Here is a 23,258-nt window from a genome sequence, read left to right as displayed (position 1 = left end):
TTGCTCTTTCTCGGAATACCTATCCCGATCATCATCCTGATCGCCCTGTTCACGTGATTCTCTGAGGCGCGTGCCTCTGCCGCTTCTGCCTCGGGTAGGAGCGGCATTTTTGCTTTGGAGAGAGGATGACTGCTCGCGAAGACGGCAAGTCAGGGGCAACAAAATCCATCTACTCGATGGGCGTACTCACAAAATCATCAAGCGCCTCGGCATACGCTGTGAATGCGCTAATCCGTGGAAACTGATTTTTATCCACCTGATCCGGCACCACGAGATTGGTGAAGCTCCAAGCCACTGCCAGTGTGATGCCATCCTGATCGATCGAGCCGTCAGTCTTTAGCGGTTGCATTTCCAACTCCCGCTCCAGCGCCGAATACGCTGCCGCCAGTTGTCCCTCGACCCGTTCCACCCACGGCTCAAACTGAATCTCGGCCGGCCGCAGGTTGCGTTCGTAATAAAGCTGCACCGACTTCTCGCACGCTGCCAGCGCCAGGCCGATCAACCGTAACGAACGCAGGCGGTGATCGAGTTCGCCGGGCATCAGGCTTTTACCGGGTGCCGCCAGCGCCTCGAGGTAATCGATGATCAGCGTCGAGTCGATCAACACCTCGCCGTTATCCAGCACCAGCGTCGGCGCCTTGACCACCGGGTTGATCTGCTGGAACTGCTCGAAGTGCCGAAACACCGAAACCGATTGGTGATCGAGGTCGATGCCCAGGCGTTTGGCGCTAATCGCGACCCGTCGTACATAAGGCGAATCCAGCATGCCGATCAGTTTCATTGCACTGCTCCTTCAGGTGGCTGTTTCGGGATGGATAACCTTAGCCGAGGTTCCACGTGCTGCAAAACGTGTTGCGCTTGTGACTAATCAACGTCCAAATGCGGTCGATAACCTGCCCAGTCGCCGCCGTTTGTCTTCTATATACAGCCGCTCGATTGAATTTCTTGCTATAAACGCACTCCGATAACCACCGCAAAGGCTGCCGTAGAGCAGTTTCAGGGCTTTGTCGGACGAATTCGCTGTCTTTTCAGTTGCTGAGGCCTCAAGTCGGCCTTAGACTGCCGCCCCTCGTAAATTGAGTGCCGGGTGGCGCTTGGAATAAACGGCGCCTTTCCGATGGCCAGACCAGGTCCGCCGGAACGCTCCCTAATTCGCCTTAATGCACGTTTTTTTATAGAGATATCAATGACAAAGGACAAGTTGCTGGCCATGCCGGCGGATGACTACATGAATGCTGAGCAACATGCTTTTTTCTCTGAGCTGTTGCAGAACATGAAAGTCGAAACCCATGAGCGCATCGAGCAGAACCGCATCGCCATCGAGAGCCTGGACACCCCGGCCGATCCGGCTGACGCGGCTTCTGTCGAAGAAGAGCGCACCTGGCTGGTGAACGCGATCGATCGCGACCAGCGCATGTTGCCTCAGTTGGAACAGGCTCTGGAGCGCATCAAGGAAGACAGCTTCGGCTGGTGCGACGACAGCGGCGAGGCCATTGGCCTGAAGCGCCTGCTGATCAGCCCGACCACCAAGTACTGCATCGAAGCTCAAGAGCGTCACGAACAGATCGACAAGCACCAGCGTCAGGCCTGATTCTGCGTGGCAACCCATTCAATGTGGGTTGCCTTGAAAAGATCGCAGCCTTCGGCAGCCCCTACCGGTTTATGTGAACCCGCGTAGGAGCTGCCGGAGGCTGCGATCTTTGCTTTTCGACGTCTACGAAATAATCCAGCGCGCTTCTATTGATCTGCTTCAACGCCCACTACTAATGGACCATGGATGGCCTTGTAGTGCTGTACGGCATGACGCTGGCGGCTGGTCGCTTTACCTCCGGCTTGCCATTGGCCGTACTGATTATCTGGCTACCTCGCCTGCGCTCGGGCTCTCGAGGGGCGTACACCGCAACAGCAAAAGCGAGGCGGCCTGACAGCCGACCTGGGCATCAAGCGGGCGTGCTTCGCTGGTTTGATCTTTCACATAATCTGAATGGGCAATGAGTACCTGTGGGAGCGGGCTTGCTCGCGAAGAGGCCGTGTCAGTCAACATCAATGCTGACTGCCTGTTCGCCTTCGCGAGCAAGCCCGCTCCCACATTTAATATCTGCTGGGCATGGCGTTGGTGTTCACCGCCGATGACTTGGCCGGACTAGACGTCAGGTCGGCTATCAGGCCGCCTCGCCTCGGCTTGAAACGGATATGTACCCAACCCCAACCCCAACCCGGCATTGTTGCGATTCTGGCAATTAATCTGTACAGCGCAGGCGCTGTTTCCTCGCCAATCAACTCATTACCCTGCCTACATAGTTAGGTTGCTAATGAAGAGCGAGAGGTCAGCATGCAAAGCAAAGTCAATGTCGCCGTGATGATTGGCAGCGGTGTACCCGCCAGTTTGCGTGCGATGGGGCAGAGCGTCTGCTGGGTCGTGTTGCTGAACGGCGAACGCCGGGGGACGGCATTCACCAGTCGCGATGAAGCGGAAGAGTGCAGGGCTGCCTGGTTGGCGCAATTAAGTGCCGAAGCACCCGACAGCCTGCATTGACTAGTGAACCTGATGCATACGCAGGTTCAGGTCGTCGACCACCCTCGCCCAATCAGCGTCTTCACGCAATTGCTCTTTCAGGAAGCCGGCTTGCTGCGGGGTCCAGAACTCGGCATCGATGAGTTTCTTGTCGTCGGCCAAGGGGGAATGACTGGCAATAAAATCGTCGATGGCCTTCTCGCTGGAGTCCAGACCGAGTTGGTCGAACAAGCCTTTCAAGTCGTGTGTAGGTGAATCCATCTTCATCTCCTTGAGGTTATTCAGTCGCATCGAGTGTGCAATCGGCAGTGCAGTCTCATTGCATCTGAGGGGAGCCACGCACCAAGAGTTCGATAGGGGTTTAGCAGCTTTCTCGGGATTCGCCACCATGATGGCAATAGGCTATTGCCTGTCAGTACTTCAACGATTACGATGCTGTCGCGTTTTTGGCGTCACTGAGCCGCCATTCAAAGAGTTCGAACAAGGATGTAGGCGACACTCGCTCCCCAGGTTTACCGCCTTCCAGTGCTGAATTGCCCATCCCTTGCGCGATTTTCTTTCGAGTCGACGCGTCCCCGATCCCGCATTAAAAGGATGTAAGCAGTGAAGCGTCTTGTTTATCTGATGGCCATCGCGCTTGGCCTGTCGTTGACTGGTTGTGTGTCGTTCACACCGCTGGGCCCCATTGGCGAACCCTTGAAACCCGCGCCATCCACTCTTGATCGTAGTGCCGAGATCAGCGACGTCGTGATTTCCGCCCCCGAGCTGGACGATAAGGTGCGTGTCGCCGGCAGCCGGCAGTTGACCGAGCAGATCAGCGCCTATGTCGACAAGAGCGATTACTTCAAGCGAATCGTGGTGTTCCCGGCCAAGGCCGGTGAGGACGACGTGGTGCTCAAGTTCAACCTGACCTCGCTGGCAGGCAAACGCACCATGCACCCGGCTTACATTCCCGGTGCGCTGGTGACCTTGACCCTCTGGATCTGGGTCGACGGTCCGATTTACGTCGACAAATACGACCTCGCGGGCGAACTGATCATCGAAGACCGTCAGGGCAAGCAACTGGCCAGGTCGGTCGAGCAGGTGAAGCTCGACAAGAATGTCGGCCTGTGGAACGCCGATTATCTCAATCCTCGCCTGGGCGGTACTCAGCTGCGCGAATTGATCGCTCAATTGCTGGCCGGTGCCACCCCTCAACTGCGTCCACTGTCAAAGGAATTGGCTGCACATGAATAAATACCTTTTGGTTTTGCTGTTGATGGTCAGCAGCACCCTGACGGGCTGTATTTCCTACTCCCAGCATGACTTGCCACCGGTAGATCAGTGGCCACCGGCCCAGGCCAGGCAAGACAAGCCCAGTGCTTATCTGCACGTGACCACTCAGCAGCAGTTCAACGGCGAACTGTCGGGTGGCGTGGGCAATGCGGCGCTGGTGGAAAAGAACATGCTGGAAACCTTTAAGGAATCCGGACAGTTCAAAAACGTGACCACGGACAAAGTTGACTCGAACTTGTACGTCACGAGTACCTTGACCAATAACGAGCAGGGCAATATCGCCAGTGCCTGGCTGACGGGGTTCACATTCTTCGTGATCCCGACTACGTTCAGCAATACCTTCACACTGGAAACGGTGTTCAAGGATCAGGAAGGCAACGTGCTGGGTAAAATCGTCAAACAGGAGAGCACTCGCACCTGGCTGCAGATTCTGCTGATTGTCGGGTTGCCGTTCAATGAACGAGGGGACGTGTTGCTCAAGCACCTGACCCAAAGCACGCTGGACGAAGCGGTCAAGCGCAAGCTGATCTGATTAATGGTCGATATGAAGGCGTGCAACCAGTGCAAGGTTGGCACGCCGCAGACACCTCTCAGGCCGAGGTGCCGGCCCTGCCGGCGAGACACGTTCTGGCCTGATACATCGCGCTGGCGGTCATAAAAGTCGCACTGTCCAGCGCCGGCTCCCGGACGTGTCCACCCCCATTTCAGGCTTTCAATGCCCCATCATCGACCGCAAGCTTCAGTGCCTTGGCGGCTTCCTGGGCGGCAATGGCGGCGACGTCCGACGTCTTGAACCAGCGATCTTTCTCGACCTGGTGATACGTCACGGTGGTCAGTGGCGGTTTGGCGCGCATGATAATGACTGCCTGGAATTCGCCTTCGACTTCTCTGGCTTCGCCCCGGATAAAAAATTCACCGATATCAAATTCCGTCACGTAGCAGCCTTCCCTTGGAAATAGTCTGTTGTGTTGAACGCCGTCCGGCTTGGGAACGCGTTTCATTGGTTCGGCAGTATGGCAGTAGTTGCCTGCCGACGGCTGAGTTAACTCGTCGGCATGACGAAACGTCTATAGGAGTGGAACGAGGTGCAACGTTCAGCGCTGTAACTCGAGCGCGCGGGCAAGCGCGCAGGCTTCGTTATGGTTACTGCGGAAACCTCTTACGTGGCCCGTGGAGATTTCCTTGATGTGGAAGAAAGCATTGCCGGCCAATACCACCTGGAAGCGCGGCGGGGCAGGCTCTGCAGGGTGAAACACCGTGTGCGGGAACATCGCCGGGGGCAGCGTCGAGGGATGGCTTGTGTGAGGAACGAAGTGTGTCAGGGTGCACATATGAAGTCCTTTTCATGGTTTTACCGACGTGTGTACGTCGTTTTGAGTAGTCTCGATGAGCATCGCTGCTCTAGAATCACCGTCACGGGTTGGCGATTGATGTTCATCTAAAGCAATTTTTTGCGGGCGATATGTCGGAAAAGTGCTTTTTTTGCAGCGTTTTTTCCCTAAGGTTGGTAATCCTGTTTTTCTGGCGATCAGGAGGGCGTTTTCCTTCAACTTCTGACGAACGCCAGGCAAGACGACGCGAGTGACAATCCAGTAGTCTTCTCACGTCTCGCGATGGATGAGCACTCTTTTCGTTTCCGGATTCGACCCGGATCCTTTGGCTACAATCTTCGGCATTGCCGCTTTTTTCTGCTGTGCGCTGTTTGTCTGCGTGCAGCATCATTTTCAGATGTGGGGATGTTTCCTTGGCAGTAAGTAATCTCGATATGCATGCTTTGTTCGTGCTGGGTGATTTGCGCGCAAAGCTGGTCAAACAGTTCCAGTCACGTTTTGTTTACATCACCGAACAGAACGCTGAAGGCATCTACATTGCCGAGCTCGACACCGAATCAGCGCTGGTGGTGGACGACAAGCCGGGCCTGAAACTCAAGGTTGGCGATCATTTCAGTGCATCGGTGTTGCCCAGCCGTGAAGGCGGCAAACTGGACATCAAGTTCCGCGAAATCAAACTGACGGTGTACGGCCTCGGCGATTACGCGTTCGTGACCACGGCCGACGGACACGGGATCGTGTTCAAGGAAGGTCACAGCGTCGTGATGGTGTTTGCCGCTCACCAGCAGTTGCAGGAAGGCCTGACCAAAACCCTGAAAGCCGTGACGGCCAAGGCAGCCAAGTGGCGCAAGGGTGAACTGGTGACGTTCAAAGCCAGCGAGTAATGGCTTCGGGCTTGCAGGACTTTTCCGAAAATTAATCCTCACCCCTCGAAAGCAGGAACCTCTACTACAGTCAGTGGACTGAGTATTTTGAGGCTTGCGGTCTGTATCAGGCCATCTTGCTATTGCTGTGAACAGCACGAGGTGCAAAAGCATGAACGGATTTCGACGGTTGCTGACCGCTGTTCTGGTCGTTTTCGGTCTGGGTTCGCCCGTTCCGGTATTCGCCGCCCAGGCGCCGATCCACTTCGCCGACCTGAACTGGGAAAGCGGCAGCCTGATCACCGATATCCTGCGGATCATCGTCGAGAAGGGCTACGGGTTGCCGACCGATACCTTGCCCGGAACGACCATTACCCTGGAGACCGCCCTGGCCAACAATGACATCCAGGTCATTGGCGAAGAATGGGCCGGTCGCAGCCCGGTCTGGGTCAAGGCCGAGGCCGAAGGCAAGGTCGTCAGTCTCGGCGATACGGTGAAGGGCGCCACCGAAGGCTGGTGGGTACCCGAATACGTGATCAAGGGCGACCCGGCGAAAGGCATCAAGCCACTGGCGCCGGACCTGCGCAGCGTCAGCGACCTGCCGAAATACAAGGGTGTGTTCAGCGACCCGGAAACCCCGGGCAAGGGACGCTTCCTCAACAGCCCGATCGGCTGGACCTCGGAGGTGGTCAACAAGCAGAAGCTCAAGGCGTACGGCCTGGACGACAGCTATGTGAATTTTCGCAGCGGCTCCGGGGCGGCGCTGGATGCGGAAATCAGTTCGTCGATTCGTCGTGGCAAGCCGGTTCTTTTCTATTACTGGTCGCCGACACCCTTGCTCGGGCGTTTCAAACTGGTTCAGCTGGAAGAGCCGCCATTCGACGCCGAGGCCTGGAAAACCCTGACCGACGCCGACAACCCCAATCCGAAACCGACTCGCTCATTGCCCTCGAAGCTGTCGATTGGCGTGTCCACGCCGTTCCAGAAACAGTATCCGCAGATCGCCGAATTTTTCACAAAGGTCGAATTTCCCATCGGCTCGCTGAACAAGGCGCTGGCTGATATGAGCGAGAAACACACTCCGCCACGGCAGGCGGCGGAGGCGTTCATGAAGGCGCACCCGGATGTGTGGCAGGCCTGGGTGCCGAAGGATGTGGCGGAGAAGGTGTCGGCTGGACTGTAGGAGCTGGCGAAACCTGCGATCTTTTGACTTTGCTTGTAATGGCAAGATCAAAAGATCACAGCCTGCGGCAGCTCCAGGGCGCTGGGGCGGCACTTTGTCACCGTTGATCATCCGCGCACTTCTAAAAATGCCGACCAGGATGATTCTGCTCTAATCCCTTTCAAGGATTCTCGACCATGACATTTGTGTTGGCTCAATGGCTGGTGACGATCTTCGCGGTGATCAGCCTGTTACATGTCTACTGGGCGCTGGGTGGCCAGTGGGCTGCCGTGGCGGCTGTGCCGCAGGTGCCGGTGGAAGGTGGCGCGAGATCTCGGCCGGCGTTCAAGCCCTCGGGGTGGCTGACGTTGTTGGTGGCCTTCGGATTGTTGCTTATCGCCGCGCTGGTCTGTTTGCGGGTCGGCTGGTGGATGCCGGCGGTGTCCCATCAATCGCTGCAATGGGTGATCAGCGCCATCGCCATGCTGATGTTCGCCCGGGCGATTGGCGATTCGAACCTGGTGGGGTTCTTCAAGCAGGTCAAGGGGTCGGAATTTGCCCGGCTGGATACGTGGGTTTATTCGCCGTTGTGTGTGGTGTTGGGGGCGGGCCTATTGGCAGTTGCCTGGATTTGAGTTGCCCCTACTGACGCCTTCGCGAGCAAGCCCGCTCCCACATTTGATCTTCAGTGAACACAGATTCTGTGTCCGACGGAGATCAAATGTGGGAGCGGGCTTGCTCGCGAAGAGGCCGGCCCGGTCAATTCAATCCTCTGAACTTAGCTCCCGCTTTCCGTCCGCCGACTACTGACCTCCGCCGGCACATCATCCCCCGCCATGCGCTTGCGGAACAACGCCGCCCGCGCCAGCAGCAACGTCGTCACCGGCACGGTAATCGCCAGCAAAATCGGAATCAGCCAGGCATGCAACACCGGCCCTGAGTTGAGCGCCGAAAAGTAGATGATCGAACCCAGCGCCACGCACCACGCACCCAATGTCGAGGCCAGCGCCGGTGGGTGCATGCGCTGAAAGTAATCCTTCATCCGCACCAGCCCGATCGCGCCGATCAGCGCGAACACACTGCTGAGTACCAGCAGAATCGCCACCGGAATTTCCACCCACAGAGACAGTTCAGCGTTCATTCGATCACCTCGCCACGCAGCAGGAATTTCGCCAGGGCAAACGAGCCGACGAAGCCGAACAACGCGATCAACAGCGCCGCTTCGAAGTAAGTGTCACTGGCATAACGAATGCCCAGCGTCAGCATCATCAGCATGGCGACGATGTATAGGTAATCCAGCGCCAGAACCCGGTCCTGCGCCGACGGCCCTTTAAACAGGCGGATCAGGGTCAGCACCATCGCCAGCGAAAAAATGAACAGGCTCAGCAGAATCGCATTCGACAGTAACGGGTTCATTCGAAGATCTCCATCAAGGGGCGCTCGTAGGTCGCCTTGAAGTGCTGGATGAACAGCGCTTCGTCATCCAGATCGAAGACGTGCAGCAACAGAATGCTGCGGTCCAGCGCCAGTTCCGACCAGACCGTACCGGGCACCACCGTGCAGATCATCGCCAGTGCCGCCAGGCCATTGGCATCACGCAAGTCCAGCGGCACTTTGATGAATTGCGAGCGCGGCGGCCGCCGACCGGCGTTGAGCACGCCCCAGGCCACGGCGAGGTTGGAGACCAGCACGTCGCGACCGACGATGAAAAACAAACGCAGGATCACGCCAGGACGACGAATCCGGATCGGCAGTGGCCGCAACTTGCGCATCATCAACGGTGCGCAAAACCCGAGTACGGCGCCCAGCAGCAGATTGCCGGGGCTCATCGACAGGTTCAGCACCAGCCACAACAACCACAACGCCAGCGACAGCCACGGTGCAGGAAACAGACGCTTCATGGCTGCACCTCCGCGACCGCGGCTTTGGCTTCCGGACTCGGAACCGCACGGGTGCCGAGCACCGCCATCACGTACTGCTGCGGGTTATTCAAGGCCTGAGCGGCGGCCTGGGTGTAGCGCAGCAGCGGTTCGGCCTTGAAGGTCAGCAGAATGCTCAAGCCCAACAGCGCAATGATCGGCACACATTCGAGCCGGCGCAGTAATGGCGAAGGCCGCTCTTGCGGGGTCCAGAAGCGCTGGATACCCAAACGCGAAAAGGCAATCAGCGACGCCAATCCGGAGAGAATCAGCAACGCCAGCAACCCCCACGCGGCGTTCGACACCGGTTCATCCGTGCCATTGCCCAGGCCCAGCGGGTTGAGCAGGGCGCTGAGCAAACCCAGTTTGCCAATGAACCCGGACAGGGGCGGCATACCGATGATCAGCAACGCGCAAGCGATAAAGCTCAAACCGAGAAACGCCATGGTCCAGGGAATCACCTGGCCGACCACGGCTTTCTGTTCGTCATCGAGGTTGATGCCTTTGGGCGGTTGCAGGGACTCCAGTGGACGGGCGATGAGGTCGCCGTCATCGAACAGCGGCATTTCATTGGCCGAACGCGAACGCTCGATCAACTCGGCCAGCAGGAACAACGCACTCAGTGCCAGCGTCGAGCTGACCAGATAGAACAACGCCGCGCCGATCAGGTTTGGCTGGGCGAAACCGATGGCCGACAGCAGAATCCCCGCCGACACCAGAATGCTCAGGCTCGCCATGCGTTCCAGCCGTTGCGCGGCAAGGATCGCCACGGCTGCGCAGACGACGGTCGCCATGCCGCCGTAGATCAGCCAGTCGCCGCCAAAGTACGCCGAAGCACCGGCCTGACCGGAGAACAGCAAGGTCCACAGGCGCAACAAGGTGTAGACGCCGACCTTGGTCATGATCGCGAACATCGCCGCTACCGGCCCGCTGGCCGAAGAGTAGGCGGGCACCAGCCAGAAATTCAGCGGCCACATTCCGGCCTTGGCCAGGAACGCCACGGCGAGAATCGCCGCGCCGGCATGCAACAGGCCGCGATCGGCCTCCGGCACCAGGGGGATTTTCAGTGCCAGGTCGGCCATGTTCAGAGTGCCGGTGACGCCGTAGATCAGCGCCGCGCCAATCAGGAACAGCGACGAGGCCAGCAGGTTGATCGAAATGTAATGCAACCCCGACGACACCCGCGCCCGGCCCGAACCGTGCAGCATCAAGCCATAAGACGCCGCCAGCAGCACTTCGAAAAACACGAACAGGTTGAACAGGTCCGCCGTCAGGAACGCGCCGTACAGGCCCATCATCTGAATCTGAAACAGCGCGTGGAAACTCGAACCGGCGCCGTCCCAGCGGGCCATGGCGAACAGCAGGGCGCTGACGCCGATGATTCCGGTCAGCACCAGCATCATCGCGGACAAGCGATCGACCACCAGCACGATACCGAACGGCACTTGCCAGTTGCCCGGCAGGTACACGCCGATGGAACCCGGCACGCCAGTAGTTTGCGTCCATTGCAGCAACAGCACGGCGACGCCCAGGCCCAGCAGACTGGAGAGCAGGTTGATTTTGGCCTTCAACGGACGGTGTTTTTCGCCCAGCATCAGCATGATGGCGGCGGTCAGCAGCGGCAGCAGAATCGGTGCGGCGATCAGGTGCGTCATCGCATTCATTCTTTAGGCTCCCGGCCATCCACATGGTCGGTGCCTGTCAAGCCGCGCGAAGCCAGCAGCACGACGAGAAACAGCGCGGTCATGGCGAAGCTGATCACGATGGCAGTCAGCACCAGTGCTTGCGGCAACGGGTCGGTGTAATGCAGAAGGTCCTGGGGCACGCCGTCCTTGATAATCGGCTCCTTGCCGATGAACAGGCTGCCCATGCTGAAGATGAACAGGTTGACGCCATACGACAGCAGGCACAGGCCCATGACCACCTGGAACGTCCGTGGCCGCAGCACCAGCCAGACGCCGGACGCGGCCAGCACGCCGATGGCGATTGCGATGACTTCTTCCATCAGACGGCTCCTTTCGAGGCGACGGATCTGGGCAGGGCCGCCGTTTTGTGGCCGCGTACCGATTGGTGGGCGAGGGCGGTGAGGATCAACAGCGTCGAGCCGACCACCACCGAGTACACGCCGATGTCGAAGAACAGCGCGCTGGCGATGTGAATGTCGCCGAGCAGCGGCAGTTCGAAATGCCAGGTGTGGGTGGTCAGGAATGGATAACCGACCGCCATCGCCCCGAGCCCGGTGACCGTAGCGAACAGCAAACCGGTGCCCATCCAGCGCAGCGGTCGCAGGCTCATTTGCGCCTCGATCCACTGCGTGCCGGCGACCATGTATTGCAGGATGAACGCCACCGACATCACCAGCCCCGCGACAAACCCGCCGCCCGGCTGGTTGTGACCGCGCATGAACAGGTAGATCGAGACCACGAACGCAATCGGCAGCAACAGGCGCACCAGCACCGCCGGCACCATCATGAAGCCGAGCGCGGTGTCGCTGGCGTGACGCGGGTTGACCAGATCGGTGACCACGTCCGGCGCGAGCAAGCGCTGTTGGGCGGGTAACTGCAGGCTTTCTTTCGGCGGGCGGAAGCGTCGCAGCAGGGCGAACACGGTGAGCGCCACGGCCGCCAGCACGGTGATTTCGCCGAGGGTATCGAAGCCACGGAAATCCACCAGCATCACGTTGACCACGTTGCTGCCGCCGCCTTCTGGCAGGGCGCGGCTGAGGTAGAACGATGAAATGGCGTTCGGCGTCTGGCGCGTCAGCATCGCGTACGACAACAGCGCCATGCCGCCGCCGACCGCGATCGACAGCAGCAAGTCGCGCAGGCGACGGATGCGTGCCTTGCGCAAGCTGCTCGGCAGTGGCGAGACTTCTTCGATCCGTCGCGGCAACCAGCGCAGGCCCAGCAGGATCAGCACCGTGGTCACCACTTCGACCGCCAGTTGCGTCAGCGCCAGGTCCGGCGCGGAGAACCAGACAAAAGTAATGCAGGTCATCAGTCCGCAGACGCTGACCATGGTCAGGGCCGCGAGCCGGTGATACTTGGCCTGCCACGCCGCGCCGAGGGCACAGGCAATCGCCAGCAGCCAGAGGGTCACGAACACGATCGAACCCGGAATCTTCGGTCGGTCACCCCAGCTCAGGCTGCTGTGAAGCATCGGAATCAACCCGGCCAGCACGGCGGCGAGCACCATCAGGAACAGCTGGGTTTGCAGGCGTTTGGTGCTGATTCGCCGCTCCAGGCGGCGGGCCAGGCGCATCATGATCACCAGGCTGCGCTCGAACAGGCGCTTGCCGTTGAACAGGCCAATGACCGGCGGGTATTTGAAACGTCCGCGCTTGAATTGGTTGCGCAGCAGCAGGTAGAGCACGATGCCGCCAGACATGGCGATCAGGCTCATGATCATCGGTGCGTTCCAGCCGTGCCAGATCGCCAGGCTGTATTCCGGCAGCGTGCCGCCGACGACGGGCAGGGCAGCAGCGGCCAGTAGCGAGCCGACCACTTGCGCCGGAAAAATCCCCACGATCAGGCAGGTGAACACCAGCAACTCCACCGGTGCGCGCATCCAGCGTGGCGGTTCGTGCGGGGTGTGCGGCAGGTCGGTGGCGGTCGGGCCGAAGAACACATCGACGGTGAAGCGCAGTGAGTAAGCAACGCTGAAGGTGCCGGCGATGGTCGCGACGATGGGTAGGGTCATCTCGATCCAGGCAGTCGCGTTGATGAACACCGTTTCGGCGAAGAACATCTCTTTCGACAGGAAACCGTTGAGCAACGGCACGCCAGCCATGGAGGCACTGGCAACCATCGCCAGCGTCGCGGTAAACGGAATCAGCTTGATCAGGCCGCTGAGCTTGCGGATGTCGCGGCTGCCGCTTTCGTGGTCGATGATCCCGGCGGCCATGAACAGCGACGCCTTGAAGGTGGCGTGGTTGAGAATGTGGAACACCGCGGCCACGGCGGCCAGCGGACTGTTCAGGCCCAGCAGCAGGGTAATCAGGCCGAGGTGGCTGATGGTCGAGTAGGCGAGCAGACCTTTGAGGTCGTTCTGGAACATCGCGCAATACGCGCCGAGCAACAGGGTGCAGGCGCCGGCGCCGCTGACGATGTAGAACCATTCTTCACTGCCGGACAACGAGGGCCAAAGGCGCGCCAGCAGAAAGACCCCGGCCTTGACCATGGTTGCCGAATGCAGATAAGCCGAGACGGGTGTCGGCGCCGCCATCGCGTGGGGCAGCCAGAAATGGAAGGGGAATTGCGCGCTTTTGCTCAGGGCGCCGATCAGAATCAGGGGCAGCAGGATAGGGTAGAGGGCATGCGCGCGAATCAGATCGCCGGCGGCCAGGACCTTGTCCAAGTCATAGCTGCCGACCACATGGCCAAGCAGCATGACCCCCGCCAGCAAACACAAACCGCCCGCGCCGGTGACCATCAGCGCCATATAGGCGCCGCGTCGCGCATCGGCGCGGTGGTGCCAATAGCCGATCAACAGGAATGAAAAGAGGCTGGTCAGCTCCCAGAAAAACACGATCTGGATCAGGTTTCCGGAAATCACCAACCCGAGCATCGCGCCCATGAACGCCAGAAAAAACGCAAAGAACCGCGGCACCGGATCATCCGGCGACATGTAATAGCGGGCGTATAAAGAGACCAGCGTGCCGATGCCCAACACCAGCAGCGAGAACAGCCAGGCAAAACCGTCCATTCGCAGAACGAAGTTCAGCCCCAGGCTGGGCAACCAGAAAAACTCTTCGCGAATGACGCCGCCATGGGCGATCTGCGGGTACAGGAGAGCGACCTGGAGGGTGCCTATAAGGGCAACCAGACCAGCCAACAAAGATTCGGTGTTTCGCGCGTTGTGCGGCAGCAAGGCTGCCAGACAGCTGCCGATAAAAGGCAGAAGCAGTAGAACTATCAGGGACATAGGCTTCTAATCTGCGGAAGTTTGTGAAGCATCATACGTGCCAGTCCCCGGATCACCAAACGGCAAGCTGTCGCAGAATCCTACACGGTAGATGGAAAAAGCCTCATTCACATTGTTTCAGAGCGCTGTGTTCAGCGGGTCTGGCCCCTTCGCGAGCAAGCCCGCTCCCACATTGAATCTTCAGTGAGCACGAAGTGTGTGTTCAACAGAGATCAAGTGTGGGAGCGGGCTTGCTCGCGAAGACGATCTACCAGGCGATTCAACTTTTGAAGTTTAACCTTGGGTTTCCCGCTCCAACTCTTCCTCAGTCGCAACAACCTTACCCCTAGTCTTCAACTCACTCACAATCACCGCCGCCACAATCAACCCCGCGCCCACCAACGCAATCGCCGGCAACCGCTCCCCGGCGATCCGTCCGACGATCCCGGCCCAGACAGGCTCACCGGCATAAATCAACGTCGCCCGCGTCGGCGAAACGCTTTTCTGCGCCCAGTTCATCGCCACCTGAATCGCCGCACTCGCCGCGCCAAGGCCTAGCGCGCTGCACAGCAAAAACCATGAGAAGTCGGGAATGACCTCCTGAGTCGGCACCACCATCAAAAGCGCCAGCACCGAGGTGGTCGCCAATTGCACCACCGTCACCCGCCGCACATCGACCTGCCCGGCATAGGTGCTAATCAGAATGATCTCCGCGGCAATCGCGATGGCGCTGATCAGCGTGGCGATTTCACCGGGGCTGAAATTGAACGAAGCACCCGCAGGCCCCGACAGCAGCATCAACCCGGTAAACGCCAGCATGATGCCGATGCTCGGCATCAACCCTGGACGCCGTCCCAGCACCAGCCATTGCAGCAACGGCACGAAAGGCACGTAAAGTGCAGTGATAAAGGCCGACTGACTGCTGGGAATGCTCTGCAAGCCGACGGTTTGCAAGCCGTAGCCGAGCATGATTGCCACGCCGATAAACGCGCCGGCCTTGAGTTCGAACAGGGTCAGGTCCCGCAGATGACGCCAGGAAAACAGCGAGACGATAATCGCCGCCGCCGCAAAGCGCAGGCCGACGAAGAACATCGGGCCGCTGACAGTCATCGCGTGCTGCACCAACAGAAAGGTGCCGCCCCAGACCATGGTGATCAGCACCAGCACGCACTCGGCCTTGCTGAACCGTGAAAAGCGGGAAGAAGCCGGGGAGAAGTTCAACGACGTCATGACCTTGCGCGCTACCTGAGGGCGACGCACAATGCGCCGAATGTTGCGCAGTATACTGCCCAACCCCACCAAGTGAGCAATATAGTGCACAAAGATTCAACGCAACGGGCTTCGGTCCTTCAGCACGTCAGTTTGAACGTTCGGCGTCTGCGCCACGCCGCCGACATGAGCCAGACCGCGCTGGCGGAAAAGTCCGGGGTCAGCCGCCGGATGCTGGTGGCCATCGAGGCCGGCGAGAAGAACGTCAGCCTGACCACCCTCGACCGCGTGGCCGAAGCGCTGGACGTCGCGTTCAGCGACCTGATCCAGGCCCCGGACGCCCGCGACCCGAGTCGCATCAACGAAGTGGCCTGGGCCGGGACGATTCCCGGCAGCAAAGCCGTTTTACTCTCCAAAGCCACGGCCACCCGCGAAGTGGAACAGTGGGAATGGTGCCTGCAACCGGGTGAAATTTATCCGTCGCAACCGGATGCCGAGGGCTGGAGCGAACAGATCTACGTGTTCGAAGGCTGCCTCACGCTGATGCTCGGCGACACCCCCCATGAGATTTCCGCCGGCGAGTTTTATATGTTTGCCAGCCACCAGCCCCATGCCTATCGCAACGACGGGCCGGTGGCTGCGCGGTTCGTGAGGAACGTGGTGATCTAACTGTTTGTCAATAAACACTGGATAGACATTTTGCTGTTTAGATGCTGCGCGAATTTCTCGAATAACTCATCAACCTATTGAAATTAGACAAAATTAATTTCAGGCACGACTCCTGCAAAAAGCTCCGGTGCATTCACCAGAACCCCGGAGTCGGCCCATGACAGCCTCTGCCAAAACCCCTCGCACTGCCCACGTGATCCGCTCGGACGCCGAGGCAATCGCCGTCGCTCACAAGCTCGCCGCACGCTTTGCCATCGAGGCCAGCGTGCGCGATCGCGAGCGACGTTTGCCGGTCACTGAGCTCGACGAGTTTTCTGCCAGTGGCCTCTGGGGCATCACCGTTCCCAAGGAATACGGCGGCGCCGGTGTTTCCTACGTGACCGTCGCGCAAGTCATCAAGATCATTTCCGCCGCCGACTCGTCCCTCGGCCAGATCCCGCAAAACCACCTTGGCGTGCTCGACATCCTGCTGCAAACCGCCACTGAAGAGCAGAAGCGCTACTACTTCGGCAAAGTCCTACAGGGTTACCGTTTCGGCAATGCCTTCTCCGAGTCCAAAAGCAAAAACGCCGGGGCCTTCGAAACCCGCATTCGTTTCGACAAAGACAGCGCGCAAATCGACGGCGAGAAGTTTTACTGCACCGGTGCACTGTTCGCGCATATCGTGCCGGCGGTGGCTGTCAACGAGCAGAACCAGGCGTTCATCGCTTTCATCGAGCGCGACAATCCCGGTCTGACCGTGATCGACAGTTGGGACGGCTTCGGCCAGCGCACCACCGCCAGTGGCGGTGTCACGTTGAACGCGGTGAAGGTGCGGCTCAGCGCGGTGATTCCGGCTCACAAAGCCTTTGACGAACCCACCGCCGACGGCCCGATTTCACAAATCATTCAAGCCGCGGTGGACACCGGCATCGCCGTCGGTGCGCTGGAAGAAACCAAGCGCTACGCCCGCGAATCCCGACCCTGGATCGACAGCGGTCAGGATCACGGTTGGCAGGACCCGTTCAGCATCGCCGCGATTGGCGACCTCGAATGGCGGGTCCACGGCACCGAGGCGATCCTCAAGAAGGCCGGCCAGGCCATCGACGCGGCGTTGCTCAACGCCAATGAAGACACCGTGGCCCACGCCTCGGTGGTGGTCGCCCAGGCCAAAGTCCTGTCCGCCGAAATTGCCCTGCTCGCCAGCAGCAAACTCTTCGAACTGGCCGGCACCCGTTCGGTGCTTGGCAAGTACAACCTCGACCGCCACTGGCGCAACGCCCGGACCCACACCCTGCACGACCCGGCGCGCTGGAAATACCACCTGATCGGCAACTACCTGCTCAATGGCGTGAAACCCGCGCGCCACGCCTGGAATTGAGGAGCTCACCATGAACGCCTTGACCCAACCCATTGCTGCCACGCAACCCCTGGCCAAAAGTCAGCATGACTTGCATAACGCCCGCAGTTTGCTCGATGCGACCCTGCGGTTCGTTCGTCAGCAGACCCAAACCCGGGATGATCCCTACGTCATCAGCCGTTTCGGTGCCGTGCAGATCCGCATCGAAGTGGCCGCCGCGCTGCTTGAACGTGCCGAAGATTTCTTGAATAGCCACGAAGACGACACCGAAATCAGCGTCGCCATCGCCGAGTCTCACCTTGCCAGCGCGGAGGCGCTCTACACCGCCAGCAACACTGAATTCGAACTCACCGGGCAGCGCACCGCATTGCCCGGCTCACTGCACGATCCGCTGCGCTGGAAACTCCACCTCATCGGCAATTTCCGCCTCAACGGCATTCATCCCCCAAGCTTTCGGAGTGTTGTTTGATGGCCCGTGAAATTCGTCTCAACGCGTTTGACATGAACTGCGTCGGCCATCAGTCGCCGGGGTTGTGGGCACATCCGCGGGATCGTTCGTGGCAGTACAAGGACCTGGAATACTGGACCGATCTGGCGAAAATTCTTGAGCGCGGCAAGTTCGATGGCTTGTTCATCGCTGACGTGCTGGGCATCTACGACGTCTACTACGGCAACGGTGATGCGGCGATTCGTCAGGCGGCGCAGGTGCCAGTGAACGATCCGCTGCAACTGATCCCGCCGATGGCGCTGGTCACCGAGCATCTGGGTTTTGGCCTGACCGCGTCACTGTCGTTTGAACATCCGTATCCGTTTGCCCGACGTCTCTCCACACTCGATCATCTGACCAAGGGCCGCGCCGGCTGGAACATCGTCACCTCCTATCTGGAAAGCGGCGCCAAGAACCTCGGCCAGAAAAACCAGACCGAACACGACGCCCGTTACGACTTCGCCGAGGAGTATCTAGAGGTTTGCTACAGGCTCTGGGAAGGCAGCTGGGAAGAGGGCGCGATCCTGCGTGATCGCGAGCGCAGGATCTTCAGCGACCCGAGCAAAATTCACGAAATCCGGCACGTTGGTAAACATTTTCAGGTGCCGGGCATTCACCTCTGCGAACCTTCGCCGCAACGTACGCCGGTGCTGTATCAGGCCGGCGCGTCGAGTCGCGGCAAGCAGTTCGCCGCCGAACATGCGGAATGCGTGTTCGTGGCGGCGCCGTCGAAAGTGCTGCTGAAAAAGACCGTCGCCGACATCCGTCGTCGCGCCGCCGAGGCCGGGCGCGATCCGTCGAAAATCCTGATCTTCAACCTGCAAACGGTGATCCTCGGCGAGACCGATGCCAAGGCCAAAGCCAAATTCGAGGAATACAAAACCTGGGTCAGCTACGAAGGCGCGATGGCGCTGATTTCTGGCTGGACCGGGATCGATTTCAGTCAGTTCAAACCTGATGAGCCGCTCAAACATGTGCACACCAACGCCATTCAATCGGCGGTGGAAGCGTTCTCCACGGCCGATCCGAACAAGGTCTGGACGCCTAACGAACTGGCCGATTGGGTCGGGATTGGCGGGTTTGGTCCGCTGTTTGTCGGCAGCCCCGAGACGGTTGCCGATCTGTTGCAGGAGTGGGTTGAGGAGACCGATGTGGACGGCTTCAACCTGGCCTATGCACTGACTCACGAGACCTTTATCGACGCCGTGGAATTGCTGGTGCCGGAGCTGCAGAAGCGTGGGGTGTACAAGACTGAGTACGCGCCGGGGACCTTGCGCGAGAAGTTGTTCGGGGAGGGGCCGCGGTTGCCGGAGATCCATCCGGGCGCGGGATATCGGGATTTGGCGGCGTTGCGGCAACAGGAAAGGAAAGTGGTGTCTGCGTAGACGTCTTCGCGGGCAAGCCTCGCTCCTACAGGTAATCGGCGCCATACCCCAATACCGCGCCTGAAAAAGATCAATGTGGGAGCGGGCTTGCTCGCGAAAGCGGTCTATCAGGCGGCGTTGATGTTGAATGTTCTGGCCTCTTCGCGAGCAAGCCCGCTGCCACATTTGATCGCGGATGTTTTACAGATTTGGCCCGGCGGACCACCGCACGCTTTTGCCCATGAACAGGAGGTCAACCCATGAGCGTGCACGAACTCAAGCGTCCGCCCCTCGCGGACACCGCCGAGTGGCGGGTCGAGCTGCCCAAGGCACTGGAGCAATTGCGCCACTGGGCGCAGGTCAGTCCGTTGCAACCGGCGTTACGCCACAAGCGCCACGGCCAGTGGTTTGTCTGGCGCTGGATCGACGCCTCGCGCGATGTCGAGCGCCTGTCCGACGGTTTGCGCCAGCAAGGTTTCACCGAGGATTCACGCCTGGCCCTCTGCGGCGCGTTCGAGCCGAATCTGTTGCTGCTGGCCCTGGCCGCCCAACACATCGGTGGGCAACTGCTGACGCTGCCGGACAACCTCGACCCCGAAACCCTGCACAAAGTCCTGTGGCGCAGCGGCCCCACGCACGCCTTCGTTCAGGGTCGGCAGACGCAGCAACTGTGGCTGAATCAGGGCCAATCGCTGCTGGACTTCAACGACCTGCTGGGCCCAGTGGAAACCCCGCGACGGCTCAACCGCTGGAGCAAGGGCTCGCAACTGTGGAGCGAAGAGGGCACGCAATGGCAGGCCGGCCTGACAGTTTTGCTTGAGCAGTGGCTAACCAGCGGCCACTCCCTGGCCTTCCCGGAAAGCCCCGACAGCGCCAGCCGCGATCGTCGCGAAGTGGCGCCTTCCGGGCTGCTGCTCTCGGCCGAAGGCCTGCAACTGCTGGCGGCGGAAATCGACAGTCGGCTCGCCCCGCAAGGCACCTGGCGCCGGAGTCTGTGCGACTGGGCCATCGCCCACCCGGAAAAAGGCCTGCAACGCCTGATCAAAAATCGCGTTCGCCGACAGCTCGGTTTCCACAACCTGCATTTCATCTGGCAAACCACGCGTAGCCCTGACGCGCAATCTGCGCCGAACTGGTTATCCGAATTCAAACGGGACATCGCATGAGCTCGACCGACGCCATCCTGCAAGTCAGCGGCATTTCCCGTCAGGACATGACCCGTGATCTGCCGCGGATCTAAGCCTGGTTGCCACGTCTGGAAACCATGCGCAAAACCTTGGCCGGGCACTGATGATGCGTCCGACTTTGGTCTTGCTGGATGAACCTTCCATGGGGTTGGCGCCTATTATCGTTCAGGAGATTTTCGAGATCGTTGCCCAGCTCAATCGCGACGAACAGGTGAGCTTCCCGATTGCCGAGCAAAACCTTAATGTGGCGCTCAATTACGCTTCACAGGCCTATGTCCTCGACACTGGCCGGGTGGTGTCGTCCGGCAACAGCGAGGCGTTGCTGGCGCGGGGCGATCTGCACGACTTTTATCCAGGCAAACACTGATCAGTGAGAATGGCATGAGCGAATTCAAAAGCGGACAGGCGACCGACGCCATCCGTCACGCGGACATCCTGATCATCGGCGGTGGCCTTAGCGGCGCGATGTTGGCGGCACAATTGTTGCGGCTGCCCGGCAAGCGCTCGTTGCGGGTGATTGAACCCCGAGCGGAACTTGGACGCGGCGAGGCGTACAGCGCGGTCGAGTTGGGCCATACGCTGAACGGCAACGCGGCGCGCATGAGCGTCGATCCGGACAATGCAGACGACTTGACTCAGTGGCTGACCGCGTACATCGCGGCCGGTGGCTGGCCGGAGTCCGATGAGCAGCATGTGCCGGTCAGCGAACTCTTTCCGCCCAGGGGGATTTTCGGGTTGTACGTGCAGCAGCGTCTGGCCGAGGCGCAAGCGGTGGGCGCCTTGAATGGCTCGACCGTCGAGCATGTGCGGGCCGAGGTGGTTGACCTGGAAAACCTGAACGATTCGGTACGGCTGAGTTTGAGTGACGGGCAGCGCTTGCAGGGCGCTTATGCGGTGTTGGCGACGGGAATGTTTCCCGCTGCGCGGACGCCGCAGACCGAGTCCAGCGGTTTGAACGCCGCGGCGCTCGATCCGTGGGATGTGGCGGCCATGCGTCAGCTCGACCCGCAATCGACGGTGCTGATCATCGGTTCCGGCCTGACCATGGTCGATGCTGTGGTGTCGCTGGAACAGGCCGGGCATCGCGGGCCGATCGAAGTGTTTTCCCGGCATGGACTGTTGCCGCATGTGCGCCGGCAACCACCGGCCTGGGCGGATTTTCTTGCCGAGGATCACAGTATTCGTACGCCGCGACAGTTGGTGCGTGAACTGCGTCGGCATTGTCGGGATGCCATCGCGCAGGGCATCGACTGGCAGGCGCCGTTGGACACTGTGCGAGCGCATATCGGCCGTTTGTGGAGTCAGGCGACGGACGTGCAGCGTCGGCAGTTCGTGCGGCATGTGCGGCCGTGGTGGGAGAGTCACCATCACCGTTCGCCGCCGTTGAGTGCGGAGTTGGTGGCAAGGTTGCATGGGGAAGGGCGGTTGCGGATTCAGGCGGCCTCGTTCAAGGGGCTGGAGCCTGCGTCGGGCGGTGGGGTGAGCATTCGGATTCGTCGTCGTGGTGAAGCTGAAACGGTTGTCGTCAGGGGGGCGGCGTTGATCAATTCCAGCGGGATCGAGTACGACTGGCGGCGGGTAGCGCGACCGTTGCCGCAGCAGTTGCTGGCTCGCGGGTTGGTGCGGCCGGGGCCGTTGGCGTTGGGGATTGCGGCGGCTGTGGATGGCGCGGTGCTGGATGTTGATGGAGACGTCGCTCCTCGACTGTTTGCCATGGGGCCGCCGTTGCGGGGGATGTGGTGGGAGAGTACGGCGGTGACTGATGTGGCTAGTCAGGCCAAGGCATTGGCTGTTCGCCTGGCTGGAACTTTGCTGTGAGATATGCCCCCAATCAAAACCAAAGAAACCCCGGAAAGACCAAATCTCCCCGAGGTTCCCCGTTCCAAACCGCACAAACCCGCCAATCAATAACGCTGATACTTCGAACCAAACTCAGGACGGTTTTCAGCCACGTAAAGTGTGATCGCCTGGCTATCTTTACGATCAACACCAACAGTATTCACATTCAACGTAGCCGGCTGACTGACGTTTGCCGCTGCCGCCACCACAGGCGAAGTCGCGTGGGGCGCTGCGATAGCCGAAGTAGCACCAAGAACCGACAGGGCGAAACCAAGACCGATAATGCTTTTCATGATGTTGCTCCAGAAGTGTGGGAAGAAGATGGGCCCACTGTAGTGCTGGCGCTTCACGATAAAAAAACACCCTGACGCATAGTCGTTATCGAGCACGTTGATCCGCGGTCAGTGCGGCGGGCGGTCCACCAGCCAGCGCTGCTTGAGTTGTTCCAGGCGTCCGTCCCGGCTCATCTCGTCCAGCGCCTGCTGCCAGCGCACGATCTGGCGCGCATCGGTCAACGGTGAAAAGGCAATGTAGGTGGCTTGCTTCATCAATGGCATCTGATAGTGCAACTGCTCGGGTGGCAAACCTTCCTCACGGGCCATGGTGGCAACGGACAGCGTGTCGGCCACCACAAATTCGGTACGGCCCAGTCGCGCCAGTCGCATCATTTGTTCGGGTGTTTCCACGCCGTACAGATTGTTCAGGTCCTGTTTCTGCAAGTAGCTGTAGACCAGCCATTTTCGCGGAACGGCAATTCGGCCCTGACGGCCGGCCTCCAGCAAACTGCGCACCGGTTGCCGACTGCTGTCCGTGGAGAACAGAGCAGTTTCCACCTCCATCAACGGGCCGACCCACTGATACTGGCTGTCACGCTCGGCGGTGCGCAACACGGTGAACACCCCGGTGGCGGGCTCGGTGCTGGCCATGCGCAAGGCGCGCAGTAGCGGGACTTGTTGAAAGTGCACCTGATCGCCGGTGGTGTCGGCCAGTGCCTGCACCACATCCACGCCAAACCCCACCAGCGCGTTGCCCTGCTGAAAATGCAGGGGCGGGTGGTTGTCGGTGAGCATGTTCAGGTCTGCCGCGACCGCAGTGAATGTCAGGAAGGACAGCAGACAACCGGCAAAGCGCTTCATGAATCGTCCTTGATGAAATGAAGCGCAAATCTTAGTACGCGCCTGCTGCAACTGTCCCGCG

General features: G+C 59.8%; 27 protein-coding genes and 1 pseudogene. 14 read left to right on the top strand and 14 right to left on the bottom strand.

What is annotated here, in order from left to right; genetic code table 11:
* Positions 1 to 169 precede the first annotated feature (169 nt).
* Positions 170 to 781: a glutathione S-transferase gene (locus ACA073_RS15570; RefSeq protein ID WP_497397491.1), complete on the bottom strand. Its 612-nt coding sequence runs from the start codon at positions 779 to 781 to the stop codon at positions 170 to 172.
* Between the two features lie 405 nt (positions 782 to 1,186).
* Between ACA073_RS15570 and ACA073_RS15565 the strand changes: the two genes are divergently transcribed.
* A complete protein-coding gene (locus ACA073_RS15565) occupies positions 1,187 to 1,591 on the top strand; it encodes a TraR/DksA family transcriptional regulator (RefSeq protein WP_007907888.1) in 405 nt (134 codons plus the stop codon).
* Positions 1,592 to 2,332: 741 nt separating this feature from the next.
* The gene (locus ACA073_RS15560; protein ID WP_497397489.1) at positions 2,333 to 2,536 is read left to right on the top strand and encodes a hypothetical protein; all 204 of its coding nucleotides are present in this window, start codon (positions 2,333 to 2,335) and stop codon (positions 2,534 to 2,536) included.
* Here the strand turns inward: ACA073_RS15560 and ACA073_RS15555 are convergent, their stop codons facing one another.
* Positions 2,537 to 2,776, bottom strand: a complete 240-nt coding sequence (locus ACA073_RS15555) for a DUF2789 domain-containing protein (RefSeq protein WP_084323168.1) — start codon at positions 2,774 to 2,776, stop codon at positions 2,537 to 2,539.
* Between the two features lie 342 nt (positions 2,777 to 3,118).
* Here ACA073_RS15555 and ACA073_RS15550 point away from each other — a divergent pair, with 342 nt between their 5' ends.
* Both ACA073_RS15550 and ACA073_RS15545 read left to right on the top strand, forming a co-directional pair.
* Positions 3,119 to 3,751, top strand: coding sequence for a hypothetical protein (locus ACA073_RS15550; protein WP_497397487.1), 633 nt, complete (start codon positions 3,119 to 3,121; stop codon positions 3,749 to 3,751).
* Positions 3,744 to 4,322 (top strand): hypothetical protein, encoded by a 579-nt coding sequence (locus ACA073_RS15545; protein WP_497397485.1) that lies wholly within the window; start codon positions 3,744 to 3,746, stop codon positions 4,320 to 4,322. The genes ACA073_RS15550 and ACA073_RS15545 overlap by 8 nt, the downstream gene beginning before the upstream one ends.
* A 172-nt stretch (positions 4,323 to 4,494) precedes the next feature.
* Here the strand turns inward: ACA073_RS15545 and ACA073_RS15540 are convergent, their stop codons facing one another.
* The 3 genes from ACA073_RS15540 to ACA073_RS15530 all read right to left on the bottom strand — a co-directional run bounded on the left by ACA073_RS15540 (position 4,495) and on the right by ACA073_RS15530 (position 5,361).
* Positions 4,495 to 4,725: a hypothetical protein gene (locus ACA073_RS15540; protein WP_461950053.1), complete on the bottom strand. Its 231-nt coding sequence runs from the start codon at positions 4,723 to 4,725 to the stop codon at positions 4,495 to 4,497.
* Between the two features lie 159 nt (positions 4,726 to 4,884).
* Positions 4,885 to 5,121 (bottom strand): hypothetical protein, encoded by a 237-nt coding sequence (locus tag ACA073_RS15535; protein WP_497404244.1) that lies wholly within the window; start codon positions 5,119 to 5,121, stop codon positions 4,885 to 4,887.
* Between the two features lie 12 nt (positions 5,122 to 5,133).
* The gene (locus ACA073_RS15530) at positions 5,134 to 5,361 is read right to left on the bottom strand and encodes a hypothetical protein (RefSeq protein WP_497397483.1); all 228 of its coding nucleotides are present in this window, start codon (positions 5,359 to 5,361) and stop codon (positions 5,134 to 5,136) included.
* 173 nt (positions 5,362 to 5,534) lie between these two features.
* Here ACA073_RS15530 and ACA073_RS15525 point away from each other — a divergent pair, with 173 nt between their 5' ends.
* The 3 genes from ACA073_RS15525 to ACA073_RS15515 all read left to right on the top strand — a co-directional run bounded on the left by ACA073_RS15525 (position 5,535) and on the right by ACA073_RS15515 (position 7,781).
* Positions 5,535 to 6,005, top strand: coding sequence for a hypothetical protein (locus ACA073_RS15525; protein WP_007907879.1), 471 nt, complete (start codon positions 5,535 to 5,537; stop codon positions 6,003 to 6,005).
* 151 nt (positions 6,006 to 6,156) lie between these two features.
* On the top strand, positions 6,157 to 7,167 hold the full coding sequence (locus ACA073_RS15520; protein ID WP_497397481.1) for an ABC transporter substrate-binding protein: 1,011 nt from the start codon (positions 6,157 to 6,159) through the stop codon (positions 7,165 to 7,167).
* A 176-nt stretch (positions 7,168 to 7,343) separates the two neighbouring features.
* Positions 7,344 to 7,781, top strand: coding sequence for a DUF3995 domain-containing protein (locus tag ACA073_RS15515; protein WP_497397479.1), 438 nt, complete (start codon positions 7,344 to 7,346; stop codon positions 7,779 to 7,781).
* Between the two features lie 143 nt (positions 7,782 to 7,924).
* Here ACA073_RS15515 and ACA073_RS15510 read toward each other — a convergent pair whose 3' ends face one another.
* The 7 genes from ACA073_RS15510 to ACA073_RS15480 form a co-directional block, all read right to left on the bottom strand.
* On the bottom strand, positions 7,925 to 8,287 hold the full coding sequence (locus ACA073_RS15510) for a Na+/H+ antiporter subunit G (RefSeq protein ID WP_497397477.1): 363 nt from the start codon (positions 8,285 to 8,287) through the stop codon (positions 7,925 to 7,927).
* Entirely contained in the window at positions 8,284 to 8,562 is a 279-nt protein-coding gene (locus tag ACA073_RS15505) for a K+/H+ antiporter subunit F (RefSeq protein ID WP_497397475.1), read from the bottom strand. The genes ACA073_RS15510 and ACA073_RS15505 overlap by 4 nt, the downstream gene beginning before the upstream one ends.
* On the bottom strand, positions 8,559 to 9,047 hold the full coding sequence (locus ACA073_RS15500; protein WP_497397473.1) for a Na+/H+ antiporter subunit E: 489 nt from the start codon (positions 9,045 to 9,047) through the stop codon (positions 8,559 to 8,561). The genes ACA073_RS15505 and ACA073_RS15500 overlap by 4 nt, the downstream gene beginning before the upstream one ends.
* Positions 9,044 to 10,729, bottom strand: coding sequence for a monovalent cation/H+ antiporter subunit D (locus ACA073_RS15495; protein WP_497397471.1), 1,686 nt, complete (start codon positions 10,727 to 10,729; stop codon positions 9,044 to 9,046). Before ACA073_RS15495 ends, ACA073_RS15500 begins: the two co-directional genes overlap by 4 nt.
* Positions 10,726 to 11,070, bottom strand: coding sequence for a Na+/H+ antiporter subunit C (locus ACA073_RS15490; RefSeq protein ID WP_003202835.1), 345 nt, complete (start codon positions 11,068 to 11,070; stop codon positions 10,726 to 10,728). Before ACA073_RS15490 ends, ACA073_RS15495 begins: the two co-directional genes overlap by 4 nt.
* Complete coding sequence (locus ACA073_RS15485) at positions 11,070 to 13,988, bottom strand: monovalent cation/H+ antiporter subunit A (protein WP_497397466.1); 2,919 nt, start codon at positions 13,986 to 13,988, stop codon at positions 11,070 to 11,072. Before ACA073_RS15485 ends, ACA073_RS15490 begins: the two co-directional genes overlap by 1 nt.
* A 273-nt stretch (positions 13,989 to 14,261) precedes the next feature.
* Positions 14,262 to 15,287 carry a DMT family transporter gene (locus tag ACA073_RS15480; protein WP_497397464.1) on the bottom strand — a complete coding sequence of 342 codons (1,026 nt, stop codon included), beginning with the start codon at positions 15,285 to 15,287 and terminating at the stop codon, positions 14,262 to 14,264.
* Here ACA073_RS15480 and ACA073_RS15475 point away from each other — a divergent pair.
* The 7 genes and pseudogenes from ACA073_RS15475 to ACA073_RS15445 all read left to right on the top strand — a co-directional run bounded on the left by ACA073_RS15475 (position 15,282) and on the right by ACA073_RS15445 (position 22,040).
* Complete coding sequence (locus ACA073_RS15475; RefSeq protein ID WP_497397462.1) at positions 15,282 to 15,845, top strand: helix-turn-helix domain-containing protein; 564 nt, start codon at positions 15,282 to 15,284, stop codon at positions 15,843 to 15,845. The genes ACA073_RS15480 and ACA073_RS15475 overlap by 6 nt on opposite strands.
* A gap of 157 nt (positions 15,846 to 16,002) precedes the next feature.
* On the top strand, positions 16,003 to 17,205 hold the full coding sequence (locus ACA073_RS15470) for an SfnB family sulfur acquisition oxidoreductase (RefSeq protein WP_497397460.1): 1,203 nt from the start codon (positions 16,003 to 16,005) through the stop codon (positions 17,203 to 17,205).
* A gap of 10 nt (positions 17,206 to 17,215) precedes the next feature.
* Positions 17,216 to 17,653 carry an acyl-CoA dehydrogenase gene (locus tag ACA073_RS15465; protein WP_497397458.1) on the top strand — a complete coding sequence of 146 codons (438 nt, stop codon included), beginning with the start codon at positions 17,216 to 17,218 and terminating at the stop codon, positions 17,651 to 17,653.
* Positions 17,653 to 19,056, top strand: a complete 1,404-nt coding sequence (locus ACA073_RS15460) for an LLM class flavin-dependent oxidoreductase (protein ID WP_497397456.1) — start codon at positions 17,653 to 17,655, stop codon at positions 19,054 to 19,056. The genes ACA073_RS15465 and ACA073_RS15460 overlap by 1 nt, the downstream gene beginning before the upstream one ends.
* Positions 19,057 to 19,295: 239 nt before the next feature.
* A complete protein-coding gene (locus tag ACA073_RS15455) occupies positions 19,296 to 20,201 on the top strand; it encodes an AMP-binding protein (protein ID WP_497397454.1) in 906 nt (301 codons plus the stop codon).
* Positions 20,202 to 20,224: 23 nt separating this feature from the next.
* Positions 20,225 to 20,589, top strand: a pseudogene (locus ACA073_RS15450) (ATP-binding cassette domain-containing protein); the annotation flags it as partial.
* A gap of 14 nt (positions 20,590 to 20,603) precedes the next feature.
* Entirely contained in the window at positions 20,604 to 22,040 is a 1,437-nt protein-coding gene (locus tag ACA073_RS15445; RefSeq protein WP_497397452.1) for an FAD/NAD(P)-binding protein, read from the top strand.
* An 86-nt stretch (positions 22,041 to 22,126) separates the two neighbouring features.
* On the opposite strand, the gene ACA073_RS15440 is transcribed toward ACA073_RS15445, so the two are convergent.
* Both ACA073_RS15440 and ACA073_RS15435 read right to left on the bottom strand, forming a co-directional pair.
* Entirely contained in the window at positions 22,127 to 22,354 is a 228-nt protein-coding gene (locus tag ACA073_RS15440; RefSeq protein ID WP_497397450.1) for a hypothetical protein, read from the bottom strand.
* 108 nt (positions 22,355 to 22,462) lie between these two features.
* Positions 22,463 to 23,197, bottom strand: coding sequence for a substrate-binding periplasmic protein (locus tag ACA073_RS15435; RefSeq protein ID WP_497397448.1), 735 nt, complete (start codon positions 23,195 to 23,197; stop codon positions 22,463 to 22,465).
* Between the last annotated feature and the right edge of the window lie 61 nt (positions 23,198 to 23,258).

It is taken from the genome of Pseudomonas sp. LBUM1670 (genome assembly GCF_059695695.1).
This window is presented reverse-complemented; position numbering and strand designations above follow the sequence as displayed.

What these genes read in the sequence shown, in the direction of transcription:
- ACA073_RS15470 (WP_497397460.1), top strand. Translation starts at nt 16,003, where the DNA reads ATGACAGCCTCTGCCAAAACCCCTCGCACTGCCCACGTGATCCGCTCG.
- ACA073_RS15505 (WP_497397475.1), bottom strand. Translation starts at nt 8,562, where the DNA reads ATGAACCCGTTACTGTCGAATGCGATTCTGCTGAGCCTGTTCATTTTT.
- ACA073_RS15495 (WP_497397471.1), bottom strand. Translation starts at nt 10,729, where the DNA reads ATGAATGCGATGACGCACCTGATCGCCGCACCGATTCTGCTGCCGCTG.
- ACA073_RS15545 (WP_497397485.1), top strand. Translation starts at nt 3,744, where the DNA reads ATGAATAAATACCTTTTGGTTTTGCTGTTGATGGTCAGCAGCACCCTG.
- ACA073_RS15565 (WP_007907888.1), top strand. Translation starts at nt 1,187, where the DNA reads ATGACAAAGGACAAGTTGCTGGCCATGCCGGCGGATGACTACATGAAT.
- ACA073_RS15520 (WP_497397481.1), top strand. Translation starts at nt 6,157, where the DNA reads ATGAACGGATTTCGACGGTTGCTGACCGCTGTTCTGGTCGTTTTCGGT.
- ACA073_RS15490 (WP_003202835.1), bottom strand. Translation starts at nt 11,070, where the DNA reads ATGGAAGAAGTCATCGCAATCGCCATCGGCGTGCTGGCCGCGTCCGGC.
- ACA073_RS15510 (WP_497397477.1), bottom strand. Translation starts at nt 8,287, where the DNA reads ATGAACGCTGAACTGTCTCTGTGGGTGGAAATTCCGGTGGCGATTCTG.
- ACA073_RS15555 (WP_084323168.1), bottom strand. Translation starts at nt 2,776, where the DNA reads ATGGATTCACCTACACACGACTTGAAAGGCTTGTTCGACCAACTCGGT.
- ACA073_RS15535 (WP_497404244.1), bottom strand. Translation starts at nt 5,121, where the DNA reads ATGTGCACCCTGACACACTTCGTTCCTCACACAAGCCATCCCTCGACG.
- ACA073_RS15435 (WP_497397448.1), bottom strand. Translation starts at nt 23,197, where the DNA reads ATGAAGCGCTTTGCCGGTTGTCTGCTGTCCTTCCTGACATTCACTGCG.
- ACA073_RS15500 (WP_497397473.1), bottom strand. Translation starts at nt 9,047, where the DNA reads ATGAAGCGTCTGTTTCCTGCACCGTGGCTGTCGCTGGCGTTGTGGTTG.
- ACA073_RS15460 (WP_497397456.1), top strand. Translation starts at nt 17,653, where the DNA reads ATGGCCCGTGAAATTCGTCTCAACGCGTTTGACATGAACTGCGTCGGC.
- ACA073_RS15570 (WP_497397491.1), bottom strand. Translation starts at nt 781, where the DNA reads ATGAAACTGATCGGCATGCTGGATTCGCCTTATGTACGACGGGTCGCG.
- ACA073_RS15445 (WP_497397452.1), top strand. Translation starts at nt 20,604, where the DNA reads ATGAGCGAATTCAAAAGCGGACAGGCGACCGACGCCATCCGTCACGCG.
- ACA073_RS15515 (WP_497397479.1), top strand. Translation starts at nt 7,344, where the DNA reads ATGACATTTGTGTTGGCTCAATGGCTGGTGACGATCTTCGCGGTGATC.
- ACA073_RS15485 (WP_497397466.1), bottom strand. Translation starts at nt 13,988, where the DNA reads ATGTCCCTGATAGTTCTACTGCTTCTGCCTTTTATCGGCAGCTGTCTG.
- ACA073_RS15455 (WP_497397454.1), top strand. Translation starts at nt 19,296, where the DNA reads ATGAGCGTGCACGAACTCAAGCGTCCGCCCCTCGCGGACACCGCCGAG.
- ACA073_RS15465 (WP_497397458.1), top strand. Translation starts at nt 17,216, where the DNA reads ATGAACGCCTTGACCCAACCCATTGCTGCCACGCAACCCCTGGCCAAA.
- ACA073_RS15560 (WP_497397489.1), top strand. Translation starts at nt 2,333, where the DNA reads ATGCAAAGCAAAGTCAATGTCGCCGTGATGATTGGCAGCGGTGTACCC.
- ACA073_RS15440 (WP_497397450.1), bottom strand. Translation starts at nt 22,354, where the DNA reads ATGAAAAGCATTATCGGTCTTGGTTTCGCCCTGTCGGTTCTTGGTGCT.